This is a genomic window from Paenibacillus sp. 2KB_22 (genome assembly GCF_052115745.1).
In the GTDB taxonomy this organism is placed as follows: Bacteria; Bacillota; Bacilli; order Paenibacillales; family Paenibacillaceae; genus Paenibacillus.
This window is the reverse complement of the sequence record NZ_JBFRHG010000001.1, coordinates 1,445,470-1,459,302: the sequence shown is the minus strand read 5'-3', so window position 1 is coordinate 1,459,302 and position 13,833 is coordinate 1,445,470. Positions and strand designations below refer to the sequence as shown.

The window sequence follows — 13,833 nt, the reverse complement described above, 5'->3', positions numbered from 1 at the left end:
AGAGAACATTGGTGAATCATGTTCTGGTGATCTGTAATAGAGCGTCATAAACATCTAGCATGCATGAATTACGGTTTATGTTTTAATAGGCTAATTATATAAAAGGGTGGCGGGTTATGAAACGAAACAAATACATACTCCTTGGTGTTATATTGCTTGTTAGTATTACAATGGCCCGGAATACGGGAGACGGGATTGCCGCTGTATTTAAGCAGGATGAACCCATGCCTACTGAGACGGGACCACGTGCGGGTCTTCTGGCACCTGCTTTTTCTCTGACAGCAATGGATGGGAAAACGTACAGTGTGGGCGGCGCCAAAGACAAGGCGACTTTCGTCAGTTTCTGGGCATCGTGGTGTGAGCCGTGTAAACAGGAAGCTCCCGAGCTGAACAAAATGGGTGAGAAATATAAGGATAAGCTTGATCTCTATGGCGTTAATGTAACATCCTACGATAAACTGAAAGATGCCAAAGCTTTTGTGGATGAATACCAACTGAAGTTCCCTATTCCCTTGGACGAGAAGGGGACCGTGTATGCTCAATACAATGGGGTCGCTTTTCCAACCAATGTTCTGATAGACTCCAGAGGCGTTATACAGGAGATTGTTCTGGGCATATTGCCTGAGAAAGAGTTGGAACGTAAGATTAAAGCGTTAATTGCAAATTAATTTTCTGCAAAGAAAGAAGCCTTTGCATCCATGAATTATGGGTACAGAGGCTTCTTTTTATTTTCCGGGAAATACACTTTAATGATTACTTAGTCCGTGAGCAGGAATAGGGAGTGTACCTGGCTCATCCTGCAATTTTTCTTGAAGCAGCGCATAGCGGAAACTATGCACAAGAGCTTCCCAACTTGCTTCAATTACGTTCTCGGATACACCGACCGTGTTCCATGTGTTTTCCGTATTTTTGGATTCGATCAAAACACGAACTTTGGCAGCAGTGGCATCCTTCTCATCCAGTACACGTACTTTGTAGTCCGAGAGGTGCATATTGGCAAGTGACGGGAAGTATTGTACCAGTGCTTTCCGAAGCGCGTTATCGAGTGCGTTAACCGGACCGTTCCCTTCAGCAGCGGTATAGACACTTGTTCCAGCTACATTAAGTTTGACAAAAGCTTCAGAGACAACGGATTTGCCCGCTGTTTTCTCCACAAGCATTTTGAATGATTCGAAAGTGAACAATTCTTTCATGTCACCGTTCGCTTCACGAATTAACAATTCGAGCGAGGCGTCTGCGCCTTCGAACTGATAACCCTGATGCTCCAAATCTTTAATTTTTTCAATAATCTGACGTGAATTGGCACTGCTTGGATCGAATTCAAGCCCCAGTTCCTGCGCTTTGGATACAATATTACTCTGTCCGGCAAGTTCCGATACCAGCACACGTTGCTTATTGCCAACAAGTTCAGGCACGATGTGTTCATAAGTACGCGAATCCCGCAGGATGGCAGAGACGTGAATTCCGCCTTTGTGAGCAAAAGCAGCATTGCCGACATAAGGCTGATTAATCGGCATATTCACATTCGCAATCTCGCTAACATAACGAGCCACGTTGGTAAGTTGTCTCATTGAATCCTCAGTCACACATTCATAGCCAAGTTTCAATTGCAGGTTCGGGATAATGGATGCGAGATTAGCGTTACCGCAACGCTCTCCATAACCGTTCATCGTTCCTTGAACCTGACGGGCTCCGGCTTGTACAGCGCTTAGTGTGTTGGCCACAGCCAGTTCACAGTCGTTATGTGTGTGGATGCCGAGATGTGCATGAGGCAGGCTTCTATGCAGTGTGGATACGATCTCGTGCACCTCGTTAGGCATCGTCCCGCCGTTGGTATCACACATGACGAGCCAGTCCGCTCCAGCCTCGTGAGCCTTGGTCAAGACAGCTTGAGCATACTCTGGGTTATGTTTGAATCCGTCAAAGAAGTGTTCTGCATCAAAGATGACTTCCATACCATTCTGTTTCAGATAGGCGATGGAATCATAGATCATGGACAAGTTCTCTTCCAGGGTGGTTTGCAAAGCGGTATGCACGTGGAAATCCCATGATTTACCGACTAAGGTTGCAGCTTGGGCGCCAGATTCGATCATGCGTTTCAGGTTGGCGTCTTCACTAGCAACGCTGCCTTTACGGCGTGTACTGCCAAAAGCAACGACCTTTGCGTTCAGGTTTAATTCCTTGACTCTTTTGAAAAACTCAATGTCCTTGGTATTGCTGCCGGGAATTCCGCCTTCAATATAATGGACACCCAGGTCATCAAGCTTCTTGGCAATTTTGAGTTTGTCGTCTGCCGATAAGCTGACACCCTCCCCTTGTGTGCCGTCACGTAAAGTCGTATCGAAGATGGAAATGGCCTTTGACATAAAGATCCTCCTTTGAGATAAAGCGCTCTTTTAAAAGTTTGGATTATAAGTTGGGAAAATCTGTTAAGAACGTTAGTGGACGAATCCTTCGATTCGGCAACGCTACACTGTGTTAAACTGGGTGCGCTGATTTGTCCTAAAGTCGTCAATTTGTATAATTAATTATTATAGCACCATTATAGCCAAATGCTACATAGAAATCGCAGTTTCGTGTAACAATTAACGGATTTTAGAGCAAAAAGAAGGATGTTATTCATAATCCGGATGTATGTTATAATTTATTATTGAGTTTTAATTGGAATATATGGAAGAAAAGGAGGGAGAATTTTGACTTTTTTATGGGGAAATACGATTATTGCCCTGATCACTTTGATACTTTTTGTGAGTGTAGGCTGGTTGATTATTCGATCTCTGATCAGATCTCGGAGAAAATAAAAGCCCGCGACTGAATTTACATAACGGGTTTGATATACTATAGAAGAAAGTAATTTAGTTTCATTAATTAGTGTACATGAAAGGGCGGGGGTTATGATGTCTTCAGACGGCAATCCTCCAGCGAATGTGGATCAATATTACCCTACAGCCGGACGGGTGATTCTGCATGTGGATATGAATGCTTTCTACTGCTCTGTACATGAAGCGGAGGAACCGGATCTATATAGAGGAAAAGCAACGGCCGTAGCGGGCAGTAGTGAACTGCGCAAGGGTGTAATTGTAACCTGCTCATATACCGCTCGTAACCGAGGGATCTCAACAGGTATGGTTGTGCACCAAGCCATGAAAAAGTGCCCTGACCTCATTGTGATTCGTCCCGATTTTCATTTATATCGTCAATATTCAAGAGCGTTCATGCAGATTGCGTATAGTTATACCCCTCAACTTGAGGCAACATCCATTGATGAGTGTTATCTTGATATTACAGGCTCAAGGCAATTTGGGAATCCAATGGAGATTGCGGAGAGCATTCAGCGTAGAATCAAGGATGAATTGGGACTGCCTTGTTCTATTGGCATTGCACCCAACAAATTATTGGCTAAAATGGCTTCGGATCTGAAAAAACCGAACGGTATCTCCATTTTACGTATGAGGGACGTACCCCGGATTCTTTGGCACAGGCCATGTAACGAAATGTTTGGCATTGGCAAAAAAACGGCTGAGAAGCTGAAGAAAATAGGCATTGAAACGATTGGTCAATTGGCCAAGTCGGATGAGAACATGTTGACTGAACTATTTGGAGTCAATGGAGCCTGGCTCAAAAACTCTGCGAATGGCATTAACCATTCCGCGGTTCACGCGGAACGGGAAGCCAATAAGTCCATTGGGCATACAACCACTCTACCGGCGGATGTATCGGATATGAATGAGATTCATCGGGTATTCCTCAATATAAGTGACCAGGTGGCCAGGAGGTTGCGCAAGCACGAAATGTTCAGTCAGGGTATTCAGATTACGATTCGGACCCCGGATATGAAGACGATCACCCGATCACGTCTAATGGAAGTTCCTACGGAGGATGCAGCGGTCATTTACCGTGAGGCATGTAAATTATTTGAGAAGCATTGGGGAAGTGGCAAGCCTGTACGTATGCTGGGTGTGACACTTCAAAACCTGATTCCAAGAGAAGAATCCGCTGTGCAGATGGACTTGTTCGAATATGAGCAGAAGCCCAAAAAGGACAATCTGATTCGGATAATGGATCAGTTACGAGATAAATTTGGTGAGAATGCTGTTGTGACTGCAGGCATGCTTGGGGACGATCCTTCCGTATTGCTTCGTAATCATAAAGTGCGGGGGACTTCCCTGCAAAAAGATAACTTGCAAAGTCTTGATTAAATAGGGGATAATAGAGACTTGTGGTTGCAAAATGATTTGTAATTATTCTTACTTTGGTTTAATATGTTTCTAGATAAAAACACTGTACGTTTCGAATTTTAGGAGGAGAGAATGTAAATGAGTAAATATACTTGGGTTGAAAAAGATACTTGCATCGCATGTGGCGCTTGTGGAGCAACGGCTCCAGACATCTACGATTACGATGATGAAGGTTTGGCAGAAGTTATCTTTGACGGCGACGCTAACAAAGGGATCAAAGCTATTCCAGACGACTTGTTTGACGATATGCAGGATGCATGCGACGGCTGCCCTACAGATTCAATCAAAGTAGCGGACGAGCCTTTCAATAAAGAGGGCTAATTTCTTACATGAACACAGAGCACTTTCTGTTGTCTTTACGACGAGGGAAGGTGCTTTTTTTGTTTTCTTTTAACTGTGATTATCTGATCTGTGGATCAAGGACGAGAATTGTCGAAATACCCTTTTCCCACCGGGTACTCAAGTCCTATGGATTCAGCGCCTGGTTATGCCGATATATATGGATATACGGAAAAAGGCGAAATAGTGGAGGATCGGATGCAAAATACTCATCTAAGAACATATGTCAAGAAACATCCAGACAATAAAATGGCCTGGTATTTGCTTGGAAAGGAGTACTTGGGCGAAGGACAGGAGGCCAAAGCCAACTATTGCTTTCAGCAAGCGGGCGAGGTTTACGAGGCATTTGAACGCAGTAAAGCTCCTGCTGACATCTGGGTGGACTATCAGGAGAAACTGGTGGAGATGTCTGAGCAAAAGGAGAAGAAACAACGTAGACGCAAAATGTGGCTTACGTTATTCATGCTGCTTGTACTGGCAGGTCTGCCACCTGCGGACGCTCCAGGTTTCAGTCGTGAAGCGGCAGACGCACTATCGGCGGCACTGGAATCTACAGATGACATCGCAGAGCCTGTAGAGGCGGATAAACAGGCTGTGACTGCGTCCACGCCACCAAGTAATGTGTTCACCGCTGCGGCGTTTGGCGGAGGCAGTCATGGCGAGGCTGCGCTCGCAGCTGCATGGTCCGGTTCTGGACCGAAAGTAGAGACTTCGGCTGTATTGGGAATGCAAACCTCGGAGAATTGGTCTTTATGGAGGCGAAATATGCCTGTGAAATACATCGTGCAGACGAATACGAGCGGGAAACTAACTGCACAGAGTTATGATGCCAAGCAGTGTAACTGTGAACCTCCTGAAGTCACGCCGAAAATCAAAAAGATGGCTATGGCGTGGACCGCGAAGCAGGAAGCCGCTGCATCCTTATCAAGTGCAATCGTTGCCTATCGTAAAAAAAATGACGCTTGGCCCAAGAGTGTAACGCAAATGGCTCAGCCATTTCCGAATAATATTCTCGGAGAGACGGCGCCAGGGATGACCGAGATGTTTCCGAAGCTGCTAGCCTTGCATCAAGGAAAGGCACAGCAAGGAAAGGGCGAAGCGAGTGGAACAGAGGAAAGTTCGACGACTTCGAATTCGTCTCAAGGCAAAAATGCTGCTTTTGCGGATACGTTGGGAGGTCAGCCTTTTTTGCAGGAACCGTTTGAGATTGTCATTGATAAGGATATACATAAACTTGCATTAATCAGTGGGGATACCATTGTTCGTATGTATGATGTGGGACTTGGCGGTGACCGAACACCGGAAGGTTCATTTGTCATTACAGATAAAGTGGTGAATCCGAATGGACGTTCGAATGGTGAGTTTGGAAGCAGGGGGATGCAGCTCTCCAACACGAATTATGCCATCCATGGGACCAACGAGCCAGACAGTATCGGACTGGATGAGTCCCTTGGATGTGTGAGAATGCGTACAGGAGATGTAGAAGAGTTGTTCGCTCTTGCTCCGCAAGGTACTCCGGTACGCATTGGAGAAGATGTACTGCCAGATCTGACGCTTGTTCCAGAAGCAAAGCAGCGTTATCAGCATACGCTTGTTCCAAAGCAAGATAACTCGAACAAAACGTATCACTGGCTGAATTGATCTGTTGGTTATGTAGAATCAGATGGATTCAGCCTGAATCATCTACATGTTGGCAATAATGATAAGAGCACCAATAATGATGATCAAGCCGCCTACACATGCTGCAGTCCATGCAATGGCTTTGCGGTTCACTTCTTCTTTCTTTTGCTGTAATGCAGGTGGTTTACGTTTGGGAGCCATGAGTTATTCCTCCTTATTGGAATAGAACTGGTGTAGAGTAACCATGCTCTCATTGTAAAGAATTCAACTCGTCATTACCAGTGGACGGGTGGATTTCTTGTGAGCATTTTGCATCATTCGATTTGTGGTGTCTATGCGCAAACTACTTTCCTTTTTAATAAGAAACAGATAGACTTGTGTGTAGAGTGTTTTTTTACATATGAAAAGACGGACAACGGCTTATTGGCGTACCGGACCAGAACGGAGTGAGTGATTTGTTATACAGAAGTCTTGCTAAACCTTTGTTGTTCAAAATGGACCCTGAACAGGCCCATCATCTGATTATTGGCGGCCTTAGTGGCGTGGGTAGCATCCGTCCGGTTCCTTCCGGACTGCGAGTGATGTACGGCGTTCGTGAAACGTCTGATCTGGCTGTTGACATGTTTGGGTGTCATTTCCCTACACCTGTTGGTCTGGCTGCGGGTCTGGACAAAAACGGACAGGCCGTAACGGGATTTTCTTCCATCGGATTTGGATTCATGGAAGTGGGAACCGTGACACCACTTGCACAACCAGGTAACGATCAACCACGGCTGTTCCGTTTGCCTCCAGATGAGGCTTTGGTGAACCGGATGGGCTTCAACAATCTTGGTGCGGAAGCCATGGCAGGTGAATTGGCACGTCTACAGGATCGGCGTATTCCGGTAGCTGTTAACATCGGCAAGAATAAAGCAACGTCTAATAAGGAAGCTCACCTGGACTATTCCAAGTGCATTCAGGCACTATACGATTATGCTGATCTGTTCGTGGTCAATATCAGTTCACCAAATACACCGGATTTGCGTAATCTGCAACATGGGAATGAATTGAAGGAATTGCTCGCTGCGGTTATGAATGAGATGAACGTGCAGCACGCGCGAGCGGGCGGAGCGACCAAATCCGTTCTGGTGAAGATCGCACCGGATGTGAATGATCAGGAACTTGAATATATGGTTCGCACCATTGCAGACAGCGGTGTTGCTGGCATTATTGCTACGAACACAACCATCAGTCGTACAGGACTTTCCCACCAACATGCGAAAGAGACTGGCGGTCTGAGTGGTAAACCTCTGCGTGAGCGTTCGACGGAGATTATTCGTCAGATCTATCGTCAGACGGAAGGCAAACTTCCGATCATCGGTTCAGGTGGCATTTTCACAAGTGAGGATGCATACGAGAAGATTAAAGCCGGAGCAAGCCTGGTCGAAATATATACAGCATTGATCTACGAAGGCCCTGAGGTGAATCGGCGTATTCATGCCGGACTGCGTGAGTTACTGCGCAAGGACGGTTATCGTCATATCTCTGAAGCGGTTGGTGCGGAGCATCGTTAAGAAGGATTGTGAATCCCCGGAATGAAATTATAGAAGCATGGAAGAGCGTAAAATGGTTCGGGACTCTTCCCCCCACCAAACATCATGTATAATGGAATAGAACAGGGGACGCTATAGAGACAGGAGGCATAAGCATGGACGGTAGAGACTGGGGTACATTTTTACTTCCTTATGAACAAGCGGTAGAGGAATTAAAAGTCAAGTTTAAGACAATGCGGGCGGAGCTGAAAAAACGGGAAGAGTATGCCCCGATTGAATTCGTTACCGGTCGTGTCAAAAAAATATCCAGTATTCTGGAGAAATCCAGACGACTGAATGTGTCGCTTGATGACGTGGAGACAGGCATTGAGGATATTGCAGGTATCCGTATCATGTGCCAATTTGTAGATGATATCCGTCGGGTTGCCGAATACATTCGAGGCCGCAAGGATCTCACGGTACTCATTGAGAAAGATTATATTACGAATTTCAAAGAGAGCGGCTATCGCAGCTTCCATATGATTATTGAGTATCCCGTTCAGACGGCTCTGGGACAAAAGATCGTATTGGCAGAGATTCAGATCCGGACACTTGCCATGAATTTCTGGGCTACCATTGAACATTCTCTGAGTTACAAATTTCGGGAGAGCTTACCGGATGACATGCGAGCCAGGTTGAAAAAAACAGCTGAGGCTGCTTTTGTACTGGATAATGAGATGTCTGCCATTCGTCTACAGATTTTGGAGGCGCAGAAGGCATTTGAGGATGATTCCAATATTGTGTCAAGAACATTGAATATCATTCATCAATTATACTTCTACCACCTTGTCAGTGAAGCGATTGAAGCACAGAAGCGTTTTAACGATTACTGGGAACGACATGATATGGAAGGGCTCAAAGACTTGCTGGATGATGTGAAAACACTTCTGAACAACGCCAGAAAGGGCGAAAACCCGGATGAGCATCTATGAGCCACTGTACATTGACTACTTAATCTACTTCAATCGGGATCAGGATTATTTCGAGTGCCATGAGGTGCTGGAAGAATTGTGGCTTGAACGGAACCGGGATTCTCTCTATAAAGGATTGTTGCAGATTGCAGTTGGTTTATACCACTTCAGGAATGGCAATCTCCGCGGAGGAACGATGATGTTACAGAGCTCACTTGACCTTCTGGAACCTTATCCTGATACGATTCTGGGCATTGACCTTGGGACTTTGGTACGGGATGTACAGGAAATCGTGAAGGAACTGTCCCAATCAGATGCTCAGTCAGTGTCTTACAGGGATTTGTCCATACGAATTGTTGATGAGGTCTTAGAACAGGAGATATCTAGAAGATCACTTGAGCTTAAACCTAATATTCCGCAACGCCGGAGTCCTACCAGAGGGCGAATATACGAAGAGAAGATGAAGGCGATGGATCAGGGTAAAAGTTAAGCCGTAATCAGCGTTAGCATTCAAATGAGCATCCCATGGATATGAAGTTCCATGATTATGAAACACCCCGACGATTCCTGTAAAGGGAAAGATCGGGGTGTTTTTGAATGTTGCGTCATATTCAGATAATTGCAGGTGGCACAGCCTGTCCTTAAACAGAACAGTGTCTGGTGACATAAGTACCTTTATTGTGCTTAATTATGAAAATGATCTATTAGTTAGCTTGCCGAAGGAGTGGCACTGCCTTTATATTTTTGGAAGAATTGTTTGTAATCATCCAGTGTGTAGCCTTGGTCACTACCATTCTCTTGAAGTCCGCCAACCATACGGTCTTTCTCGACACCAGCCTCATAATAGACGAGTGTAGGCGTGAACTCGATGTTGTAATCGGTCCATCCTGCTTCGAATTCGCGCAGATTGAACTGCGGAAGCTCAATACCTTCACTGTCAACCAGTGGCATCAACTGAGGTGTTGTGGCACGGCAGTGCGAGCAGTCGGAAGCGAAGAAATAAACAAAAAAGCTGTCTTTGTTATCGATTTTGGCTTTGAGATCAGCGGGCACAATAATTTGTTGATAGTTGGGATCACTAAGCAGCTCACGTGTAGCTGGATTAAGCTTGGAAGCAGCGATGCCATAAGCATTTTCCACTGAATCCATCTGTTTTTTGGATTGCTGGTCTACGACAACCAATGCTGCAATCATAATGATTAAAATACCCAGGAATATAAGGATCGCAGCACTTTTCTTTTTCTTCTTGGATTTCATTGGACATCCCCCATCGATCATATCGAAATATAGTTTGGGCAAAAATAAAGGTTGGGATAATATGCATAAACACCCGGATTTTTGCTCAGGAATCAATCTACTTGCCATTATACTACATTACACGCTGTAGTGGAATAGATACGATATGATAGGAAAGCAAAGCTTGGATATGATAAAATAAAACGATATTGCAATCTTACCAAGACAGGATGAGTGGGAATATGGGTGTAAAGTTACCTTTGATATTTGCTGAGCGAATGGAACGTTTGCTTGGTGATGAGTTTGAACAATTTATGAAATCTTATGAACAGTCTCCCCATGCGGGACTGAGAGTGAATACACTGAAAATATCGATGGAACAGTTCGATGAGATTGCTCCGTTTGATCTAAGACCTATTCCTTGGTGTGAGACAGGGTTCTATGTACCTCATGGTGTTAAACCGGGGCTGCACCCTTATTATCATGCAGGCCTGTATTATATACAGGAACCAAGTGCAATGGCTCCAGTTGAATTATTGCAGGTGAAACCTGGCGATCGTGTGCTTGATCTGTGCGCTGCTCCGGGAGGGAAAACGACACAGATTGCTGCAAAGCTGCAAGGCAAGGGTGTGCTTGTCACGAACGATATCCATGCTGAACGCACAAAAGCGCTGGCCAAGAACGTGGAATTGTACGGGGTGCGGAACGCCGTTGTTTTGAATGAGTCGCCCGAGCGGATTGCGCATGCATTTCCTCATTATTTTGACAAGGTATTAATCGATGCGCCTTGTTCAGGTGAAGGTATGTTCCGCAAGGATGAAGACATGGTGAAATCGTGGGAGCATCATTCGGTGGAAAAATGTGTACTCATGCAGCGCGATATTCTTGAGACTGCGGCACGATTGCTGGCTCCGGGAGGTACGATTGTGTATTCGACATGTACCTTTGCGCCGGAGGAAAATGAAGCAATGATTGCGGAGTTTCTGAATAAAAACCGTGATTTCGTTGTAAAGGACATTCCTGAAGAGACAGGATTCGCTCCAGGGCGTCCGGAATGGGTGCGTCAGATGATGCCTGAGAAGGCTGATGATACAAAAGAAGTGCTGGATCAAACGCGTGGTACCGCAAGATTGTGGCCTCACCTTTTGGAAGGGGAAGGACATTATGTAGCTGTATTACAGCATCGTGCAGAGCAAGGACTCGAAACAGATCAACCAGGAGTAGTTAAAGAAGGAGCAATGGAGTATGGACAGGTCGAGGATGTGTCCAGGATTGAAGTAGAGGGGAACAAGGATCACTCTATTGCTGCTTCTTCAATTGCTATGACCAAGGCTGATCGTAAAAAGGAACGTTTATTGCGACTCGAATCCCGAGAGTCCCATGACAGACAAGCTGGTGGCGGCAAGAATTCGGGTAAACAGGGCAAAAAAGGTAAAGATCACGGTGGACGTAAATCGGAACGGGGTCAGGGACGCGGAGCTGATCCTGCAAGTATTGATCCGGTTGCGATCTACAGTCAGTTTATGAAAGAACAATTGGAGATTGAGTTAACTGGAGAGACGGTATGTTATGGAGATCGGGTGTATCAATCATCGGTTGGTGCAGCTCGGTTGGAGGGACTGAAAGTCATTCGTCCAGGCTGGTTTATGGGAACGATCAAGAATGGACGATTTGTTCCGTCCCATCCGCTTGCCTGTGCTCTGAATGCATTTGAAGCACGGCGAAGCGTAAATCTGTCATCCGCTGATGGCGAAGCCGTGAGATACCTCAAGGGTGAAACGTTAAATATTGAAGAAGAACGAGTGGTGCTCAAGGCGGATACGGTTGCCAAAGGGTACGTTCTTGTATGTGTAGATGGTTATGCCGCTGGCTGGGGAAAATGGCTGGATGGTGTACTGAAGAATGAATATCCGGCAGGGTGGAGGTGGACATCGGTATGAGTGGAAAAGGGAAACAAACGCTGCGTCTGGACAAAATATTAAGCCATATGGGTGTGGGAACACGAAGTGAACTCAAAAGGATGGTGAAACAAGGCAGAATCCATGTGGACGGCAAAGCGGTGAAAGACAGCGGTGTACAGGTGAATCCCGAGGTCAACGTCATTGAAGCCGATGGCGAGCGGATTATGTATCGGGAGATGATCTATCTGATGCTGCATAAACCTCCGGGTGTTGTGTCTGCTACGGAGGACAACAGAGATAAGACGGTGCTGGATCTGCTGCGGAAAGAGGAGCGGGTCTTCAACCCGTTTCCTGTGGGACGACTGGATAAGGATACAGAGGGACTGCTCATTCTCACGAATGATGGTCCGCTTGCCCATGATCTGTTATCTCCACGCAAGCATGTGCCCAAAACCTACGAAGCCCGTGTACTGGGAAACGTGGATGATGCGGATGTGCAACGTTTCAAAGCGGGCATTCAATTGGATGACGGATACGAGACATTGCCTGCTGAGCTGACTATACTTGGCCGGGAAGAGACCGAAGAAGGCACGATCTCGTCGATCTCGCTTATTATTCACGAAGGGAAATTTCACCAGGTGAAACGTATGTTTCAGGCGGTAGGCAAGCGAGTGATCTATCTGAAACGCGTAGCCATGGGTGAGCTTGAATTGGCTTCCGATCTAGCCATCGGAAGTTATCGTGAACTAACAGCAGAAGAGTTAAACCTTCTGCGGAAGTAAAGCTCCCGTTCTTCACGAAGTGAAGCAGGGAGTCGAGGAGGAAAGCGAAGCCCCTTTACGAACGCCGAAGGCGAGAAAGCTCCCGTCCTGCGCGAAGCGAAGCAGGGAGCCGGGCAGAAAGCGAAGCCCTGCCCGAAATGGTCCCGGTTAAGCTTGGGCGGTATCGCCGCTGAAAAGCGGTGTTCCCGGCAACAAGCGTTCCTACGCCAACCGTTACATAGCAAGACCCGACCTACCACCGATGAGCAAGACGGGAGTCCAGAGGGCAGAGCTCTCTGGGGCCCTCCCTCGGAAGGGAGGGTTTGGGTGGGTGCGACTACTAATAGATGAGGAATGAAGCCAGAATGACTTATAAATTAATTGCACTTGATGTAGATGGAACACTGCTGAATGATCATCATGAACTAACCGAATGGACTCAGGAGACCTTGATCCAAGCTTCCCGTCAGGGAGCGGAGATCGTTCTGTGTTCAGGTAGAGGTCCTGCCAACACGATTCCTTTTATGGAGCAGATGGGACTCGATGGATATGTGATTACACATAATGGTGCCGTAACGGCGCAAGTGGATACCCGTGAGGTGGTTCATCATTTTGCATTAGATGGACAAGGACTTGAGCCGATCATATCCTACTGTCGAACCAACGGAGTACATTTTGACATCAATACGGCATTTGGTCTGTATGTGGATCAGCCAGAAGGTCTGGGGTTGCAGGTGCGTGAGATGTATTACAACTTTATGGCAGAGCCACTGAAATTACCTAAGTGGGTTGACATGACAGAACCGCTGGCCAAGTTCACTGCATTTGGACCGATTGAACAGATGGATGCCGTGCTCCAGGAGTGGTCCACCTGGAATCTGCCTTATTATATGACACGGAGTGGTGATTTTTTTATTGACTTGATGCATCCCGAAGCTTCCAAAGGCACTGCACTTAAAAGACTTGCCGAATCCAAAGGAATCATGCCTTCGGAGATCATGGCGATTGGCAACTACTTCAATGATATTACGATGCTGACCTTTGCGGGCAAAGGCATTGCTATGGATAACTCACCGGACGAGGTGAAAGCTGCTGCGGACGAGGTTACACTCTCCAATAACGACCAAGGTGTTGCACACGCAATCCAAAAATATGTGTTATCCGTCTAACCCTACATCTTATATTTGAAATGCACGTTTCCCTCATAATCTACCGTCCTTAGGGGCATCCTAAGAGAATAACGTTAGGAATGGAGG

General features: G+C 46.2%; 13 protein-coding genes. 10 read left to right on the top strand and 3 right to left on the bottom strand.

Annotated elements, in window-relative coordinates; translation table 11 throughout:
• Positions 1-116 precede the first annotated feature (116 nt).
• The gene (locus AB4111_RS06210; protein ID WP_442030860.1) at positions 117-668 is read left to right on the top strand and encodes a TlpA family protein disulfide reductase; all 552 of its coding nucleotides are present in this window, start codon (positions 117-119) and stop codon (positions 666-668) included.
• Between the two features lie 78 nt (positions 669-746).
• On the opposite strand, the gene cimA is transcribed toward AB4111_RS06210, so the two are convergent.
• Entirely contained in the window at positions 747-2,366 is a 1,620-nt protein-coding gene (cimA, locus tag AB4111_RS06205; RefSeq protein WP_253433357.1) for a citramalate synthase, read from the bottom strand.
• A 531-nt stretch (positions 2,367-2,897) separates the two neighbouring features.
• Between cimA and AB4111_RS06200 the strand changes: the two genes are divergently transcribed.
• The 3 genes from AB4111_RS06200 (at position 2,898) to AB4111_RS06190 (ending at position 6,218) form a co-directional block, all read left to right on the top strand.
• On the top strand, positions 2,898-4,199 hold the full coding sequence (locus tag AB4111_RS06200) for a DNA polymerase IV (RefSeq protein WP_442031588.1): 1,302 nt from the start codon (positions 2,898-2,900) through the stop codon (positions 4,197-4,199).
• Positions 4,200-4,316: 117 nt separating this feature from the next.
• The gene (locus AB4111_RS06195; protein ID WP_090924741.1) at positions 4,317-4,559 is read left to right on the top strand and encodes a ferredoxin; all 243 of its coding nucleotides are present in this window, start codon (positions 4,317-4,319) and stop codon (positions 4,557-4,559) included.
• Positions 4,560-4,775: 216 nt separating this feature from the next.
• The gene (locus AB4111_RS06190) at positions 4,776-6,218 is read left to right on the top strand and encodes a L,D-transpeptidase family protein (protein ID WP_442030859.1); all 1,443 of its coding nucleotides are present in this window, start codon (positions 4,776-4,778) and stop codon (positions 6,216-6,218) included.
• Positions 6,219-6,260: 42 nt separating this feature from the next.
• Here AB4111_RS06190 and AB4111_RS06185 read toward each other — a convergent pair whose 3' ends face one another.
• Positions 6,261-6,398 (bottom strand): hypothetical protein, encoded by a 138-nt coding sequence (locus tag AB4111_RS06185; protein ID WP_339241200.1) that lies wholly within the window; start codon positions 6,396-6,398, stop codon positions 6,261-6,263.
• A gap of 254 nt (positions 6,399-6,652) precedes the next feature.
• Here AB4111_RS06185 and AB4111_RS06180 point away from each other — a divergent pair, with 254 nt between their 5' ends.
• The 3 genes from AB4111_RS06180 (at position 6,653) to AB4111_RS06170 (ending at position 9,169) form a co-directional block, all read left to right on the top strand.
• Positions 6,653-7,750, top strand: coding sequence for a quinone-dependent dihydroorotate dehydrogenase (locus tag AB4111_RS06180; protein ID WP_442030858.1), 1,098 nt, complete (start codon positions 6,653-6,655; stop codon positions 7,748-7,750).
• Between the two features lie 134 nt (positions 7,751-7,884).
• A complete protein-coding gene (locus AB4111_RS06175) occupies positions 7,885-8,700 on the top strand; it encodes a GTP pyrophosphokinase (protein ID WP_124113953.1) in 816 nt (271 codons plus the stop codon).
• Positions 8,687-9,169 carry a DUF309 domain-containing protein gene (locus AB4111_RS06170; protein WP_442030857.1) on the top strand — a complete coding sequence of 161 codons (483 nt, stop codon included), beginning with the start codon at positions 8,687-8,689 and terminating at the stop codon, positions 9,167-9,169. The genes AB4111_RS06175 and AB4111_RS06170 overlap by 14 nt, the downstream gene beginning before the upstream one ends.
• Before the next feature lie 218 nt (positions 9,170-9,387).
• On the opposite strand, the gene AB4111_RS06165 is transcribed toward AB4111_RS06170, so the two are convergent.
• A complete protein-coding gene (locus tag AB4111_RS06165; RefSeq protein ID WP_253433370.1) occupies positions 9,388-9,936 on the bottom strand; it encodes a thioredoxin family protein in 549 nt (182 codons plus the stop codon).
• 221 nt (positions 9,937-10,157) lie between these two features.
• Between AB4111_RS06165 and AB4111_RS06160 the strand changes: the two genes are divergently transcribed.
• The 3 genes from AB4111_RS06160 to AB4111_RS06150 all read left to right on the top strand — a co-directional run bounded on the left by AB4111_RS06160 (position 10,158) and on the right by AB4111_RS06150 (position 13,746).
• A complete protein-coding gene (locus AB4111_RS06160; protein ID WP_442030856.1) occupies positions 10,158-11,855 on the top strand; it encodes an RsmB/NOP family class I SAM-dependent RNA methyltransferase in 1,698 nt (565 codons plus the stop codon).
• A complete protein-coding gene (locus tag AB4111_RS06155; RefSeq protein ID WP_442030855.1) occupies positions 11,852-12,598 on the top strand; it encodes a pseudouridine synthase in 747 nt (248 codons plus the stop codon). The genes AB4111_RS06160 and AB4111_RS06155 overlap by 4 nt, the downstream gene beginning before the upstream one ends.
• A gap of 344 nt (positions 12,599-12,942) precedes the next feature.
• Positions 12,943-13,746, top strand: coding sequence for a Cof-type HAD-IIB family hydrolase (locus tag AB4111_RS06150; protein WP_442030854.1), 804 nt, complete (start codon positions 12,943-12,945; stop codon positions 13,744-13,746).
• Positions 13,747-13,833 lie beyond the last annotated feature (87 nt).

Bases quoted from the DNA above. Each gene is read 5' to 3' on its own strand.
- AB4111_RS06210 (WP_442030860.1), top strand. From the start codon at position 117: ATGAAACGAAACAAATACATACTCCTTGGTGTTATATTGCTTGTTAGT.
- cimA (WP_253433357.1), bottom strand. From the start codon at position 2,366: ATGTCAAAGGCCATTTCCATCTTCGATACGACTTTACGTGACGGCACA.
- AB4111_RS06200 (WP_442031588.1), top strand. From the start codon at position 2,898: ATGTCTTCAGACGGCAATCCTCCAGCGAATGTGGATCAATATTACCCT.
- AB4111_RS06195 (WP_090924741.1), top strand. From the start codon at position 4,317: ATGAGTAAATATACTTGGGTTGAAAAAGATACTTGCATCGCATGTGGC.
- AB4111_RS06190 (WP_442030859.1), top strand. From the start codon at position 4,776: ATGCAAAATACTCATCTAAGAACATATGTCAAGAAACATCCAGACAAT.
- AB4111_RS06185 (WP_339241200.1), bottom strand. From the start codon at position 6,398: ATGGCTCCCAAACGTAAACCACCTGCATTACAGCAAAAGAAAGAAGAA.
- AB4111_RS06175 (WP_124113953.1), top strand. From the start codon at position 7,885: ATGGACGGTAGAGACTGGGGTACATTTTTACTTCCTTATGAACAAGCG.
- AB4111_RS06170 (WP_442030857.1), top strand. From the start codon at position 8,687: ATGAGCATCTATGAGCCACTGTACATTGACTACTTAATCTACTTCAAT.
- AB4111_RS06165 (WP_253433370.1), bottom strand. From the start codon at position 9,936: ATGAAATCCAAGAAGAAAAAGAAAAGTGCTGCGATCCTTATATTCCTG.
- AB4111_RS06160 (WP_442030856.1), top strand. From the start codon at position 10,158: ATGGGTGTAAAGTTACCTTTGATATTTGCTGAGCGAATGGAACGTTTG.
- AB4111_RS06155 (WP_442030855.1), top strand. From the start codon at position 11,852: ATGAGTGGAAAAGGGAAACAAACGCTGCGTCTGGACAAAATATTAAGC.
- AB4111_RS06150 (WP_442030854.1), top strand. From the start codon at position 12,943: ATGACTTATAAATTAATTGCACTTGATGTAGATGGAACACTGCTGAAT.